The 14,793-nt window shown below is 60.0% G+C and carries 15 protein-coding genes; 4 read left to right on the forward strand and 11 right to left on the reverse strand.

The features are described 5' to 3' along the window. Positions 1-46: 46 nt before the first annotated feature. The 3 genes from ACNQ0T_RS07125 to tctD all read right to left on the reverse strand — a co-directional run bounded on the left by ACNQ0T_RS07125 (position 47) and on the right by tctD (position 2,786). Entirely contained in the window at positions 47-586 is a 540-nt protein-coding gene (locus tag ACNQ0T_RS07125) for a YfaZ family outer membrane protein (RefSeq protein WP_022648809.1), read from the reverse strand. A 129-nt stretch (positions 587-715) separates the two neighbouring features. Beyond that, the gene (locus ACNQ0T_RS07130; RefSeq protein ID WP_023306632.1) at positions 716-2,125 is read right to left on the reverse strand and encodes a sensor histidine kinase; all 1,410 of its coding nucleotides are present in this window, start codon (positions 2,123-2,125) and stop codon (positions 716-718) included. Next, complete coding sequence (gene tctD / locus ACNQ0T_RS07135; RefSeq protein WP_417929820.1) at positions 2,112-2,786, reverse strand: transcriptional regulator TctD; 675 nt, start codon at positions 2,784-2,786, stop codon at positions 2,112-2,114. The genes ACNQ0T_RS07130 and tctD overlap by 14 nt, the downstream gene beginning before the upstream one ends. A 152-nt stretch (positions 2,787-2,938) precedes the next feature. Between tctD and ACNQ0T_RS07140 the strand changes: the two genes are divergently transcribed. From ACNQ0T_RS07140 to ACNQ0T_RS07150, 3 genes are read left to right on the forward strand one after another with little or no spacing between them, the layout of a single operon-like run. Beyond that, complete coding sequence (locus tag ACNQ0T_RS07140; RefSeq protein WP_022648812.1) at positions 2,939-3,919, forward strand: Bug family tripartite tricarboxylate transporter substrate binding protein; 981 nt, start codon at positions 2,939-2,941, stop codon at positions 3,917-3,919. Between the two features lie 11 nt (positions 3,920-3,930). Next, positions 3,931-4,362 (forward strand): tripartite tricarboxylate transporter TctB family protein, encoded by a 432-nt coding sequence (locus ACNQ0T_RS07145; RefSeq protein ID WP_022648813.1) that lies wholly within the window; start codon positions 3,931-3,933, stop codon positions 4,360-4,362. An 11-nt stretch (positions 4,363-4,373) separates the two neighbouring features. Beyond that, positions 4,374-5,888 carry a tripartite tricarboxylate transporter permease gene (locus tag ACNQ0T_RS07150; protein ID WP_023300617.1) on the forward strand — a complete coding sequence of 505 codons (1,515 nt, stop codon included), beginning with the start codon at positions 4,374-4,376 and terminating at the stop codon, positions 5,886-5,888. On the opposite strand, the gene menE is transcribed toward ACNQ0T_RS07150, so the two are convergent. The 8 genes from menE to ACNQ0T_RS07190 all read right to left on the reverse strand — a co-directional run bounded on the left by menE (position 5,889) and on the right by ACNQ0T_RS07190 (position 13,800). Further along, positions 5,889-7,250, reverse strand: a complete 1,362-nt coding sequence (menE, locus tag ACNQ0T_RS07155) for an o-succinylbenzoate--CoA ligase (RefSeq protein WP_046619085.1) — start codon at positions 7,248-7,250, stop codon at positions 5,889-5,891. After that, positions 7,247-8,212, reverse strand: a complete 966-nt coding sequence (gene menC, locus ACNQ0T_RS07160; RefSeq protein ID WP_023300619.1) for an o-succinylbenzoate synthase — start codon at positions 8,210-8,212, stop codon at positions 7,247-7,249. Before menC ends, menE begins: the two co-directional genes overlap by 4 nt. Then, a complete protein-coding gene (gene menB / locus ACNQ0T_RS07165; protein ID WP_014832749.1) occupies positions 8,212-9,069 on the reverse strand; it encodes a 1,4-dihydroxy-2-naphthoyl-CoA synthase in 858 nt (285 codons plus the stop codon). Before menB ends, menC begins: the two co-directional genes overlap by 1 nt. Continuing rightward, a complete protein-coding gene (gene menH / locus ACNQ0T_RS07170) occupies positions 9,066-9,842 on the reverse strand; it encodes a 2-succinyl-6-hydroxy-2,4-cyclohexadiene-1-carboxylate synthase (RefSeq protein WP_063150336.1) in 777 nt (258 codons plus the stop codon). Before menH ends, menB begins: the two co-directional genes overlap by 4 nt. Further along, positions 9,839-11,509 (reverse strand): 2-succinyl-5-enolpyruvyl-6-hydroxy-3-cyclohexene-1-carboxylic-acid synthase, encoded by a 1,671-nt coding sequence (menD, locus tag ACNQ0T_RS07175; RefSeq protein WP_022648819.1) that lies wholly within the window; start codon positions 11,507-11,509, stop codon positions 9,839-9,841. Before menD ends, menH begins: the two co-directional genes overlap by 4 nt. Before the next feature lie 88 nt (positions 11,510-11,597). Continuing rightward, positions 11,598-12,893 (reverse strand): isochorismate synthase MenF, encoded by a 1,296-nt coding sequence (menF, locus tag ACNQ0T_RS07180; RefSeq protein ID WP_023300621.1) that lies wholly within the window; start codon positions 12,891-12,893, stop codon positions 11,598-11,600. Between the two features lie 86 nt (positions 12,894-12,979). Then, positions 12,980-13,285, reverse strand: coding sequence for a stress response protein ElaB (gene elaB, locus ACNQ0T_RS07185; protein WP_022648821.1), 306 nt, complete (start codon positions 13,283-13,285; stop codon positions 12,980-12,982). Between the two features lie 50 nt (positions 13,286-13,335). After that, a complete protein-coding gene (locus tag ACNQ0T_RS07190; RefSeq protein ID WP_023300622.1) occupies positions 13,336-13,800 on the reverse strand; it encodes a GNAT family N-acetyltransferase in 465 nt (154 codons plus the stop codon). Positions 13,801-13,871: 71 nt separating this feature from the next. On the opposite strand from ACNQ0T_RS07190, the gene rbn reads away from it, so the two are divergent. Then, on the forward strand, positions 13,872-14,789 hold the full coding sequence (rbn, locus tag ACNQ0T_RS07195) for a ribonuclease BN (protein ID WP_022648823.1): 918 nt from the start codon (positions 13,872-13,874) through the stop codon (positions 14,787-14,789). Positions 14,790-14,793: the final 4 nt, after the last annotated feature.

Raw genomic sequence — 14,793 nt, forward strand, 5'->3', positions numbered from 1 at the left:
CGGGGGAAGAGAGAAACTGGCGCGACTGAACGCCGCGCCGAAAGGATTAGAAACCTGCGCTCACACCGATGTAGGGACCATCTGCCAGCGCGTTGTCGCGGTGGCCGTCTTTACCCGCCAGGTTCAGATAACGATAACCCGCTTCGATGGTGACAGGACGGATGATGGTCCAGCGTCCACCCACGTTGGCTTCCTCATAGCTATCGATACCGCTGGAGAGGGAATCCGGAGAGTAGTAGTACTCACCGAACAGGCCAAAGCTGTCGCCGATTTTCCACTGCAAACCGCCGCCCACTGCCGCCGCATAACCTTCGTCGCCGTCGTTCGGGTTGGTGTAAATCCCTTTACCGCCGACGGTCGCCAGGAAAGGACCCAAAGGTACGTTGAAGCCCAGCCCCAGGCTTGCCGCATCCCCATCGTCGTCGTTATGCGTCCAGCCGCCGGTCATCGCCAGGCCTGCGCTATCCGTGCCAAGACCAAAGCCCAGGTGGGTATAATCTTCGCCCGCCGAGCCGTTGAAGGAAATAGCGTTGGCTGCTGCCGATACAAACATCAGGCCTAAGCCCATTAATGCCACTTTTTTCATTGTCGTGATCCCGCACAATATATTCAGAGATGTCCAAAAACCGCGAGATTTTAACCTGACTGTCTGTGGGATCAATGCGCTCAGTGGACATCGGGCAATTAGTTTGTAACGATTTGATAATATCGGTATTTATATCATCAATAAAAAACGCATTTTTACGCACAGGCCGCCCAGATTTTCACTGGGCATCAGCTGAAGATGGCTGCGGTGCAGGCGGGCAATATCGTTGGCCAGCGCCAGGCCAATGCCGGACCCGGCGGCATCGCCCACGTTATCCAGCCGATGAAACGGCAGCATGGCCTGGGAGATCTGGTCTTCGGCAATACCCGGTCCGCTGTCCTCCACGCTCAGCTCAACGGCATCGTTATCCATGCGCAGGTACACCGTCACGATGCCCTGCTCCGGCGTGTATTTGATCGCGTTCTCCAGCAGGTTAGCGCAGAGTTCGCCCAGCAAAACGTCATCCCCCTCAATCATTACCGGCTGCTGTACGCCGTCATAACCGAGATCGATACCCTTGCTGCGCGCCTGTGCCAGCCGCGAAAAGCAGCAGTTTTGCACCACCTGCACCAGATCGACAGGGGCAAACTGTCGCTCCCCCTGCTCTTTCCGCTTCACCGCCGAAAGCTGTAACAGCCTTTCCGTCAGCACGATGGTGTTATCCAGCGTAACGTTCATTGCCCGTAAGCTCTCCTGCCACAGCGCCGGATCGTTACGCGTCAGAGCAACGGATACCTGCGTTTTTAGCACCGCCAGCGGCGTTTTGAGCTGGTGTGAGGCATCGGCATTGAAGCGCTCCTGCCGCGAAAGTACGCCGCGCAACCGGTCGATGTAACGGTTAAACGCCACAATCAGCAGCCGCGTTTCCGACCAGGGCAGCAGCTCCGGCAGCGGGGCCAGCAGCCCGGGCTCACGGCGCACCATCAGCGAAGAGAGTTGCCGCATTGGGCGCAGCACGCGGCGCAGCAGCCAGGCGGTCAGGACCAGCGTCAGCAGCACCAGCAGCCCCTGCGACACGAGTGAGGAAAACAGCAGCTGTGTGGCCAGATAGCGCCGCGACTGCAACGTTTCTGCGACGTAAATTTCCGCCATCCCGAACACGTTATCTTCGTTAACCGGCTGGAGCAGCTTCGCCACGCGGATCGCCTGCCCGCGATACTCGGTATGATAAAACCACGCCAGCGCCGGATAGTGAGTGGTGCGCGACGTGGAGGGAGGCATATTTGGCAGATCGTCATAGCCGGAGATCGTCCGCCCGTCAGGGTCAACCACCTTGTAGTAGAGGCGATCGTTCATGTTCAGCTCAAAGCTGTCGAGCACGACCCAGGGCACGTTCACCAGCAGCTTGCCCTTGTGCACCACCAGCCGCTCAGACACGGTGCGCGCCGAGGATAACAGCGTACGGTCATAGGCCTGCGTCGCCGCCTGTAGCGCGCTAACGTAGCTGTTAAAGGCTGACAGCCCCCATAACAGCAGCAGCGGCAAACCCAGAAAGAGCAAAAGTTGCAGGTAAAGCGACTGCGGCTTAACCCACTTCATCGCCGCACTCCAGCACGTAGCCCAGTCCCCGGAGGGTGGTGATCCGCACGCCGCTGCCGGTCAGCTTCTTACGCAGGCGGTGAATATAGAGATCGATACTCTCGGGGCTGACGTCGTCGTTCAGGCTGAACACCTGGTCGAAGAGCTGTTGCCGGGAGACGGGACGGGTCCGGCGGTGCATCAGCACCTTCAGTAAAGAGAGCTCCCGCGGCGTGAGGGAAAGAGGTTCATCGCGCAGCAGAAAAAAGCCTTCATCATCGTACTCCAGCTCTCCCAGCCGCTGGCGCTCCTGGGTTCGTCCTTCACTGCGGCGCAGCAGCGCACGCAGGCGGGCATCAAGCTCCTCCAGCTCGAACGGCTTCGGCAGATAGTCATCCGCCCCGGCATTCAGCCCTTTCACCCTGTCTGCCACGTTGCTGCGGGCGGTGAGAAATAGCACCGGCAGCGTCTGCCCGCGCTTTCTCAGACGATGCACCACTTTCAGCCCGTCGAAGCCGGGCATGCCGATATCAAGGATCGCGACGGCATAGTTTTCCCCCTGTAAAAGGTGATCGGCCGCCCGTCCATCGTTGACGCAATCCACGGCAAATCCGTTTTGTACCAGCGCTTTTTCCAGCCAGTGAGCCAGCTCACGATTATCTTCCGCCAGTAAGAGACGCATATCACATCCTGTAAAGTTGGTGTCGCAGTGAAAGGGAAATGAAAGGTTATTGTTTTAACAATCACGCAACGGAACCGCTACAAGGTGGTTCACATAATCAGAAAAAAGACACCCGTACTCGTACTCCCGGTTCTCCGGCGTGAGGATAAACGATGAAAAAACAATTACTTTCTACCCTTGCTGCAAGCGCATTGCTGTTGAGTGCCTCTGTCGTCCAGGCGCAGGACACCCCGTCCCGCACCGAGTGTATCGCCCCGGCCAAACCCGGCGGCGGCTTCGACCTGACCTGTAAGCTGATTCAGGTCAGCCTGCTGGAGACGAAGGCCATTGAGAAACCGATGCGCGTCACCTACATGCCCGGCGGCGTGGGCGCGGTAGCCTATAACGCCATCGTCGCCCAGCGCCCTGCTGAACCCGGCACCGTGGTGGCCTTCTCCGGCGGCTCGCTGCTGAACCTGTCGCAGGGGAAATTTGGTCGTTATGACGTGAATGACGTGCGCTGGCTCGCCACCGTGGGCACCGATTACGGCATGATCGCCGTTCGCGCGGACTCCCCGTGGAAATCCCTGAAAGATCTGCTGACCGCCATGGAAAAAGATCCGAACAGCGTGGTGATTGGCGCAGGCGCCTCTATCGGCAGCCAGGACTGGATGAAAGCCGCGCTGCTGGCGCAGCAGGCCAAAGTGGATCCGCACAAAATGCGTTACGTGGCCTTTGAAGGCGGCGGTGAGCCGGTGACGGCGCTGATGGGCAATCACGTGCAGGCAGTATCGGGCGATCTCAGCGAAATGGTGCCCTACCTGAGCGGGGATAAGATCCGCGTGCTGGCGGTCTTCTCGGAAAACCGTCTGCCGGGCCAGCTGGCAGACGTCCCAACCGCCAAAGAGCAGGGTTATAACCTGGTCTGGCCGATCATCCGTGGCTTCTTCGTCGGGCCAAAAGTGACCGACGCCGAGTACCAGTGGTGGGTGGATACCTTCGCAAAACTTCAGCAAACCGAGGAGTTCAAAAAACAGCGCGATCTGCGCGGGCTGTTTGAGTTCAACCTGAACGGCAAGCAGCTGGACGAGTACGTGAAAAAACAGGTGAATGACTACCGCGAACAGGCGAAAGCCTTTGGTCTGGCGAAATAACCGGAGGCGCTATGAGCGATCGCATTTTTGCCGGGATATGGCTGCTGCTCTGCATTGGCGGCCTGTTCGTCGCCTGGCAGATCCACAGCGAATACAGCTATGAACCCGTGGGGCCACGCCCCTTTCCCGTAGGCATTGTTGGCCTGATGCTGCTCTGTTCGGTGGCCCTGCTGCTGCGCCATCCGGACACCGTGGAGTGGCCGCCACGCCGCACGCTGCAACGTCTGCTGGTAATGGTGATTGTTCTGCTGATGTACGCGTGGGGCTTTGAGTGGCTCGGCTTCCCGATCGCCACCGCCCTGCTGACGATGGTGATTGGCATACTGTTTAACGCCTCGCTGCCTGCGGCGGGGATCTCCGGGGTCGTACTGGGCATTTTACTCTGGTACGCCTTCGACCGCCTGCTGGACGTGACCCTGCCGCTCGGCGCATGGTTTAACTAACGGAGCACGCTATGGATACCTGGATCTATCTCTCTCAGGGGTTCGCGGTAGCGATGACCCCGGAAAACCTGGTGATCGCCCTGATCGGCTGTTTCGTCGGGACGATCGTTGGCCTGCTGCCGGGCCTTGGGCCTATCAACGGCGTGGCGATTTTACTGCCGCTGGCCTTTGCGCTGCACCTGCCTGCGGAATCGGCGTTGATCCTGCTGGCGACGGTTTATATCGGCTGCGAATACGGGGGGCGTATTTCCTCAATACTGCTTAACGTTCCCGGCGATGCCGCCGCCATTATGACCGCGCTGGATGGCTATCCGATGGCACAGCAGGGACGCGGCGGCGTGGCGCTCTCTATTTCCGCCGTCAGCTCGTTCTTTGGCTCCCTGATCGCCATTGGCGGCATCATCCTCTTCGCCCCGGCGCTGGCCCAGTGGTCGCTGGCGTTTGGTCCGGCCGAGTATTTTGCCCTGATGGTATTTGCCATCGCCTGTCTCGGCAGCATGATGGCGCAGAATCCGCTGAAGTCGTTTTTGTCTGCGTTGATTGGCCTCAGTCTGGCCACCGTCGGCGTGGATGCAAACACCGGGGTTTATCGTTTTACCTTCGACAGCGTCCACCTGTCTGACGGCGTGCAGTTTATCGTCGTGGTGATTGGTCTGTTCTCTGTCTCAGAAATCTTACTGATGCTGGAACATACCAGCAGCGGGCAGACGCTGGTGCGTAAAACCGGACGTATGCTCTTTAATGCCAAAGAGGGGGCGCAGTGTGTGGGTGCCACCCTGCGTTCGTCGGTGATCGGTTTCTTCGTCGGCATTCTGCCCGGCGCGGGGGCGACTATCGCCAGCGCCATCACCTACATGACCGAGAAAAAGCTGAGCGGTAACAGCGACAGCTTCGGCAAAGGCGATATCCGCGGCGTGGCGGCGCCGGAGGCGGCGAATAACGCCTCGGCCTGCGGCTCGTTTATCCCGATGCTGACCCTCGGCGTACCAGGCTCCGGCACCACCGCGGTGATGATGGGCGCGCTGACGCTCTATAACATCACTCCCGGTCCGGCGATGTTTACCGAGCAGCCCGATATCGTCTGGGGCTTGATTGCGGCGCTGCTGATCGCCAACGTGATGCTGCTGGTGATGAACATCCCACTGATCGGGCTGTTCACCCGTATGCTGACCATTCCCCTGTGGTTCCTGGTCCCGGCCATCGCCGCCGTCTCTGCGGTTGGGGTATACGCGGTGCACAGCACCACCTTCGACCTGGTGTTAATGGTGCTGCTCGGCGTGCTGGGCTACATTCTGCGCAAGATGCACTTCCCGATGTCGCCGCTGATTTTAGGGTTTGTGCTGGGAGAAATGCTGGAGCAGAACCTGCGCCGCGCCCTCTCCATCAGCAATGGCAACATGGCGATCCTGTGGGAGAGCAGCGTGACGAAGATCCTGCTGGCGATGGCGATCATGGTGATTGTCGTGCCGCCGGTGCTGCGCTGGATGCGTCGACGCCAGCAGAAACCGCAGCCGGATATCGGCTGATTAGCCCCTCAACAGGGCATTGACCCACTGCCTTAACGCCTGGCGGGAGATCTTTATCCCGCCATTTTTCAGTTCTGACGGCAGCGCCAGCCAGTGTACCGGCTGCTCAAAGCGTGCCAGCCTGCCCTGAACCCACTCCGGCAACAACGTGATATCCGTGCCCGGCTCACATTCCACTACCGCCACCGGGCGTTGCCCGTATTCGGCGTCATCCAGCGGGACGATAAACACCTGGCTAACCTGCGGATGTGTGACGATAACGCGCTCCAGCGCTTCCGGCTGGATCCCTTCTCCGCCGCTGAAAAAGAGATTGTCCATTCGGCCCAGAATGGTCAGGCGTCCGTCATGCCACTCGCCGCGATCGCGGGTGGCGAACCAGCCCTGCTCGTTGACCAGCGGCAGTAAGGCGCCGTCTCGCCAGTAGCCCGCCGCCATGCTTTCCGCCCGGATCCAGACTTCACCGTTCACCACCTGAAGGTCTCTGCCCGGCAGCGCGCTGCCCACGTCCGGCGCGCCGTCGGCCTCTTTGGCGCACACGGTGGAGGCGAACTCGGTCAGACCGTAGCCGCAGAACGTGCGGATCCCCTGCTTACGCGCCTGTTCGGTCAGCTCAACGGGGATTTCCGCCCCGCCGAGCAGCACGGCTTTCAGCGCAACGGGATGGTGTGAATTGAGCAGCCGCCACAGCTGCGTCGGCACCAGCGAGGCGTGGGTACAGCCCTGCAGGGCCTGCTCCAGCGGCTGTTTTTCACGCACGGTGAGACGGCCTCCGCCCTGCAACCAGCGCCACAAAATCCCCTGACCGGAGACGTGAAACAGCGGCAAGGACAGCAGCCAGTCGTCATCACCGCCATAAGGCATCAGCGACAACACGCCTTTTGCGCTGGCAAGGTGGGCGGCACAGGTGTGCACCGCCGCTTTTGGCAAGCCGGTGGAGCCGGAGGTGAGCGTCATCGAGGCCAGCCGTTCTGCCTGCCACGTCACGCCGCCCTGCCCCTCACCCTCTCTTAATGCCAGCGCGGGCAGACCGTCATACTCACCGTTAAGCACCAGCGCAAAGCGCAGGGTCATCTGCGGCAGGAGGACGTCCAGCAGCGGACGGGGAAGCTGAGGGTTCACCGGCAAAATGCGGGCGCCGCACTGAAGCAGCGCCAGCCAGGCCAGCAGGGTCTGCGGATGGTTGTGGGCGAGGAGCATCACGCCGTCCCCGTCCCTGACACCCTGAGACTGAAAACCGGCTGCCAGACGATCGATACGCTCGCCCAACTGTGACCAGTTGAGCGTTATATCGTCTAAACGCAGCGCGGGTGTATCGGCACTCCTGGAGCGCCAGTGCCGCCACGGCCAGTCGGTAAAAGTCATTGCAGCGGCTCCAGCGTCCCGACATCGAGGCACGGCAAGGTGCTGTCCGGCCACTGGCGAATCAGCTGGGCCTGCATCAGGTTTAGCGTATCAAGACCGGGAACGGTGTCCGGCGTTAACCATGCAGCGATGCGCGCCAGTTGCGTCAGCCCGAGGCTGGATTCGATGGATGAACTGATCACCGCCGTCAGCCCTGCGGCATGGGCCGCCGCAACCTGCTCGCGCACCTTGTCGAGGCTGCCGGTCAGCGTTGGCTTAATGACCACGGCACCGACGCCCGGCTCGGCGGCAAACGTAAAACCGGCTTCGCGCAGGCTCTCATCCCAGGCAATGGCAATGCCGGTTTCCCGGGCGAAGGCGCGAGAGTCGTCGCGCGTTTTGCACGGCTCTTCGAGAAACGCGATGCGGTTGCGGTACGCCGGGTTGACGTACTTCGCAAACTGCTGCGCCCTGAGCGGCGTCCAGGCGCGGTTGGCGTCCAGGCGCAGGTGCAGATCGGGAATGGCTTCCAGTAACAGGTTAACCACCATCCCGTCGCGCACCGCTTCGTACAGGCCGACCTTAATTTTCGCCACCTTCTCGCCAGGCATCCCGGAGAGCAGCGCGAAAAGTTCATCCGGATCGCCGGAACAGAGCGGCGCGGCGCGATAATTCGCCGCATCCGGCAAACGGCCGTCCAGCTCTGCCAGCGCGCAGCTGATGCCGAACGCGACGGAAGGAACGTCCGGCAGCGACGGATCTGCCCCCTCACGCCATTCGTGCGTCCAGGCCATCAGCGCCGCCTGCGCCTCATCCAGCGTTTCCAGGCTAAAGCCCGGAAGCGGGGCGATTTCACCCCACCCTTCCCGCTCGCCCTGCCGGAGATGCACGAAAAAGCCATCACGGGTTTTTAACCGCCTTTCACGCAGTACCACGCCCGCGTCCATCGGTATCTGCCAGCGGTAAACCTGCGCGCGACGCATTACGGGTTCCGTTTGTATTTGCTGAAGTCTGGCTGGCGTTTTTCGTTGAACGCGTTGCGCCCTTCCTGACCCTCTTCGGTCATATAGAACAGCATGGTGGCGTTACCCGCCAGCTCCTGAAGTCCCGCCTGACCGTCACAGTCGGCGTTGAGGGCCGCTTTCAGGCAGCGCAGCGCCATTGGGCTGTTTTGCAGCATTTCGCGACACCAGCGCACGGTCTCTTTTTCCAGATCGGCGATCGGCACCACGGTGTTAACCAGCCCCATGTCCAGCGCTTCCTGGGCGTTGTACTGACGGCACAGGAACCAGATTTCGCGGGCTTTTTTCTGGCCGACAATGCGCGCCATGTAGGACGCCCCCCAGCCGCCGTCGAAGGAGCCAACTTTCGGGCCAGTCTGGCCGAAAATGGCATTTTCCGCCGCGATAGTCAGGTCACACATCATGTGCAGCACGTGACCGCCGCCGATGGAATAACCTGCCACCATCGCAACCACCGGTTTTGGACAGGTGCGGATCTGGCGCTGGAAATCCAGCACGTTCAGGTGGTGCGTGCCGGCATCATCCTGGTATCCGCCGTAGTCGCCGCGGACTTTCTGATCGCCGCCCGAGCAAAAGGCTTTCTCCCCTTCCCCGGTGAGGACGATGACGCCGATGTTGTCGTCGTAGCGTGCATCCGCCAGCGCCTGGATCATCTCTTTTACGGTCAGCGGACGAAACGCGTTGCGTACCTGTGGACGATTGATGGTGATTTTGGCGATACCATCGGTGGATTTGTGGTAGCGAATGTCGGTGTAGCCTTCGGAGCAGTCCTGCCATTCAACCGGCGCGTAAAGCATGTTTTCATCAGGATAGATCATAGCGTGTCCTTTGTTCGATAACGCAGTATCTGAGCCAGACTCGCGGCAACCGCTTCCGGGTTGTCCCGGTGGGCGTTGTGTCCGGCATGAGGGATAGCATGACGCATGGCGTTAAGTTCAGCAGCGATGGCTGCAAACTTCCCGTCACGTTCGCCATAGAGATAGTCGAAAGAAAAATCACGCGCGGTGAGCGCGGGACGTAAATCAGGCTGAACGGCAAGCGAGGTGGCTTCCAGCATCTCAGCCAGCCTCGGGCCGTTGTTCCGGCTACGCAGCGCGATCAGCGCGTTGCGCTGTTCATCCGTAAGGGAGGTAAAGACCGGCTGTTGATACCAGTCGGCAAAGACGGCTTCAAGCGGCTCACTGCGAAAACGTGACGCCCAGCGGCGGTCCGAGGTCAGCCGCGCCTGGCGCGCCTCGACGTCTTGCAGCCCAGGGTGTCCACCTTCCACAATCACGCCGTCTAACCCCGCAGGATGCTGGCAGGCATGGAACATCGCAATGCGGCCACCGAGTGAGTACCCTACCAGCCAGTAATTTAGTATGTTGTAACTAATTAAGGTATACGTGAGCAATTCACTTACCTCTGCAAACCCCGTCACGCCCGTATCCGCTGAACCACCGTGCCCGGGCAGGTCAAGGTAGAGCCTGGGGTAGTCATGCAGCGACGCCCCAACGGTCTGCCACTCACGACAGTCGCCGGAAAAACCGTGCAGGAAAACCAGCCAGGGGTAGCCTGGTTTTCCGGGCTGAGTGACGCCAGCGAGGATCACAGGTGACTCACCTGCGCCAGCAGATGTTGCAGCTTCTGCGCGCCGTCAGAATCGTTTACCACCAGCTCAATCAGCGTCGCGCCAGGCTGCCGCCAGGCGGTGTTCAGCGCCGTCTCCAGCGCGTCCCAGTTTTCCGGGCGATGGTACTTCAGGCTGAACATGGCGGCGGCGTGTTCGAACTGCACGTTTTGCGGCATCAGATAGAAGCGCTCACGTTCGCTTTGCGGCGTCGGCAGCAGGGAGAAAATCTGTCCGCCGTTATTGTTAACAACAATCAGCACGAACGGAGCCGACGCCTGACGCAGGAGCGCCAGCGCGTTGAGATCGTAGAGGGCTGAGAGATCCCCCACAATCGCCAGCGTGGATTTTGCGCTGGCCCGCTGTACGCCAGCGGCGGTGGAGATCAGCCCGTCAATGCCGCTCGCGCCCCGGTTGCTGTATACCGGATAACCCGCGGGCAGCTGCGAAAAGGCGTCAATCAGGCGCACCACCAGGCTGTTACCGACAAAAAGTTGCCCCTGCTCGGGAAGATATTTGCGGATACGGTGCGCCAGCCCGGCTTCACTGAACTCCTCGCACTGCGCTTTGGTGAGTTCCCACGCCTGACGCGACAGCGCCGGGATCTCCACCGCCCAGGGTTTGCGTTTTTCCGCCGGATGCAATTCCAGCCAGCTGTCAATATCGCTCACCAGGCGGCGACCGCGATGGTGCGCCGGGTCAAGGCGTCCTTCGAGCGGATCCACCAGCCAGTACTCTTCTGGCGTACAGGTGGCCTGCCACTGGAGCAGTCGCTTGCCCGTCAGGCTCGAGCCCAGCTGGACGACAATTTGCGCCTGCGCCAGCTCGGTGACCGCTTTCGCGTTCCCCAGCCAGAGGTCAGCGCAGGGCAGCGGCTGGCCCGTCTGGGAAAGCACATCACCAATCAGCGGCCAGCCAAGCGTTTGTGCCCACTCCGCCGCCAGCTTGCCTTCTGCCGCACTCATCCGCCCGGCAATCACCACCCCGCGCTTCTGGCGCCAGAAGAACCAGTCGCGCTGCTTAGCGCTTTCCAGATGCGTCTGCTCACGCAGCCAGGGCTTTTCGCTCTCCCACCATTCTCCCAGCTGCTGTTGCCAGGCTAGGCCGGTCTCGTTCATTTCGCCGTACAGCGGTTCGGCAAACGGGCAGTTAATGTGCAGCCCGCCGCTGCGCAGTGCGTTCATGGCGTGGTCGAGAGTTGAGACCAGCCAGCTGGCGGGAATATCCTGGGTGGGGCGCGGCAACGAGACCGTCTGTGAAGGATGCGAGGCAAAAATGCCAGGCTGACGAATCGCCTGGTTCGCGCCGCAGTCAATAAGTTCCGGAGGACGATCGGCGGTGAGTAAAATCAGCTTTTCGCCGGTTAACCCCGCTTCAATCAGCGCCGGATAGAGGTTTGCCACCGCCGTGCCGGAAGTCACTATCACCGCCACGGGCGCGTTGCTGACTTTCGCCAGCCCGAGCGCCAGGTGGCCGAGACCACGCTCGTCAAAATGGGTGTGATGAATAAAAGCCCTGTTTTCCGCCGCAGCAAGGGTGAGCGGCGTGGAGCGAGAGCCCGGAGCAATACACACATGCCTGACACCATGGCGGGTCAGGGCTTCAAGGATCACCGTCGCCCAGCGTCGGTTAAAAGAACTTACTGACATGAGATTGTCCAGTATCAAGAATGCGACACAGTATAAATAATAGAAAAAGTCAGAATTTTGATATGAATCGGGATTGCACGAATCAGTATTAATCCCTCAGGAGGAGGGAACGCAGCCCGGCGGCCTTATTTTCGATCTCCTGCCACTCCTGCTCTGGATCGGAGCCGCTGACGATGCCCGCCCCCGCATAAAGACGCAGCGCGGCGTCATGAACGCGGGCGGAGCGTAATGCCACGCAGAACTCGCTTTGATCGCGCGATAAATAGCCCGCCGATCCGGCGTACCACTCCCGGTCAAACGGCTCCACTTTCGCAATAAATTCTCGCGCTGCCTGACGCGGCAGCCCGGCCACCGCCGCCGTCGGTTGCAGAATATGCAGACACTGCTCGTCATCAGACTGTTTGAGTTCGGTCCAGATACAGCGGCGTAAATGCTGCACCTTGCGCAGACGCAGCACCTGCGCTGGGAGGATCTCCAGCGTCCGGGTATGGTGCTGAAGACGCTGGCAGATATCTTCCACCACCAGCATATTTTCCCGCTGATTTTTGTCGTCGTTCATCAGCCAGTCGCCCAGACGCTGGGCCTGCTTATCGTCAGAATGGCTGGCGACGGTGCCTGCCAGCGCTTCAGTGCGCAGCAGCATGCCGCGTCGCCGCCAAAGTCGCTCGGGCGTCGAGCCGAGGAACGCGTTGCTGGCGTCAAAGACCATACAAAAATGATAGCAGTTGAGGTTTAGCGCGCGGCTGGCGGCCATTAGCGCGATGGCGTTCACGGGCTGCCGGCACTGCACGTCTGTAGCACGTGCGAGCACCACTTTCTCAAAATCGCCGCGAGCAAGGGTATCCGTCGCCTGACGAATCAACGCCAGCCATTCCGGTTTTTCCGGATGATGGGTTTCCTGCACAATCTGCACGGACAACGGGCGGATCGGCGCGGCGTCGCGCAGGTTATCAATAAACTTCAGTGCGTCACCGGCATCGTCACACAGCGACGTTTCGCTCCACAGTTGCAGGCGCAGCGTGGCGACCCCGCCAGACCGTCGCCAGAGAAGGCGCGGTAAAAACAGCTTTCCCTGTGCCGGGTTGAAGGCGTTCAGGCCGCAGATACGGGTATCATTGGCTACGTCATGGGTGTGCAAAAACCGGGAGGCCGAGGCCAGAGAGTCAAAATGGGCGAGGCTTCCGAGCGCGGCAAGTTCTTCATCACCGCTCCGCTGTTGCCAGTAAAACTGGGGATAGCATCGCTGCACACCCAGCCAGGCCAGCGGATCGAAGGCGTCGTTTAACGGGAAAGAGACATCGAAATGGCGTAAACCGGGTGTAGCGGGTAACGCTTGCGCAAGCTGAGTGCGCAGGCGTTCCAGCGCGATGGAAATCGAATGCACGCGAACCTCTCCCTGTTAAAACCTTACATTATACGGGGTACTGATGATAAATAGCAGTACCCACGTGTAGGGAGGGGTTTACCGGCTTAACGACGGGCTAACAGCAGGCCCAGCACCAGCCCTACGGCCGCACCGACCCCAATGCCCTGCCACGGCTTTTCGTGCACATAATCGTCGGCACGATAAACCGCCTGTTTGGCGCGGTAGTAGTAATTATCGGATGCGTTGCTGACGCGGTTTTTCACGTCATGCAGCGCCTGCTCGGCGCGGGCTTTGAGCTCAATGTACTTCTGATCGGCAGGATCGCCTGAAGAGCGCAGTACTTCTTCCAGCGTTTCGCTTAACAGCGTTAAATCGTCGTCTGCTCGGGTATCCCAGGATTGAAATGACATATTTTTCTCCATGTTAGTACACCAGTCCGATAACTATAGACAACGTCTCGCTATTGCGCCTGTTTCGCTTCGCGCGCCATACCGATGTGTGGGATGCCATCTTCATCGTAAATGTCCGTGACCGGGGTAAAACCAAAATGGCCATAGAATGATTGCAAATGCGCCTGCGCGCCCAGGTATAACGCCTTGTCTGGCCACCGTTTCAGGCATGCGTCCAGCGTTTTTTCCATCAGCTGATAGCCCAGCTTTTCACCGCGCGCGCTTCCGCTGATAATGACGCGGCCAATGACGACAGGGTCAAAATCCTCTTCGCTTTTCAGAATCCTCGCATACGCCACCAGCTCGTTATCGCGCCAGCCTAGGATGTGCCGGTTCTCGCCGACCAGGTCATCGCCGTCGATATCCTGATACGGGCAGGTTTGTTCAACCACAAAAACTTCGCAGCGCAGTTTGAGCAGGGCGTAGAGTGACTGAATAGTCAGTTCGCTGTGGTGTAGATCTTGCCACTGGATCATGTGTTTCTCCTTCCTGGGGTTCATCACGTTATACTAAACCCCTTCCCATTCGGCAAAGGGCTGATTGCGTTATGGAACTGATTTTTCTGGGTACGTCCGCGGGCGTGCCAACCCGCTCACGCAACGTGACGGCGATTCTGCTGGATCTTAAGCATCCTACCCGCGGCGGGCTGTGGCTGTTTGACTGCGGCGAAGGTACGCAGCATCAGTTGCTGCATACCTCATACCACCCGGGGAAAGTGGATAAAATATTTATCACCCATCTGCACGGCGACCATCTGTTTGGCCTGCCGGGCCTGCTGTGTAGCCGTTCGATGGCCGGTAACGCTAACCCGCTGACCATTTATGGCCCTGCGGGTATTCAGGCATTCGTTGAGACCACGCTGCGCCTGAGCGGCTCGTGGACCGATTATCCGCTGGAGGTGGTTGAGATCGGCGAAGGTCTGGTGTTCGACGACGGAGATTACCAGGTGCGCGCTTACCCGCTTAACCATCCGGTGGAATGCTACGGCTATCGCGTTGAGGAGCATGACAAGCCCGGCGCGCTGAACGCCGCCGCGTTGCAGGCCGATGGGGTGAAACCTGGCCCGCTGTTCCAGCGTCTGAAGCACGGCGAGACCGTCACGCTGGAAGACGGGCGCGTCATCAACGGTCAGGATTACCTTGCGCCGCCGCAGCCGGGCAAAAAACTGGCTATTTTTGGGGATACCGCCCCCTGCCCTTCGGCGCTCCGGCTTGCCGGGGGTGTGGATGTGATGGTGCATGAGGCAACGCTGGAAGCGGCGATGGAAGAAAAAGCCAATAGCCGGGGGCACAGCTCAACGCGTCAGGCCGCGCAGCTGGCGCGCGAGGCTGGCGTCCGGAAACTGATTGTCACTCACGTCAGCTCACGCTATGACGTCCGCGGCTGTGAAAGCCTGCTGGCAGAGTGTCGGGAGGTGTTCCCGGCATGCGAGCTGGCGGAAGATTTTGCTCAGGTCAGCGTTTAGTCCT

Source organism: Enterobacter cloacae complex sp.6700776 (genome assembly GCF_048284255.1).
Classification (GTDB): domain Bacteria; phylum Pseudomonadota; class Gammaproteobacteria; order Enterobacterales; family Enterobacteriaceae; genus Enterobacter; species Enterobacter intestinihominis.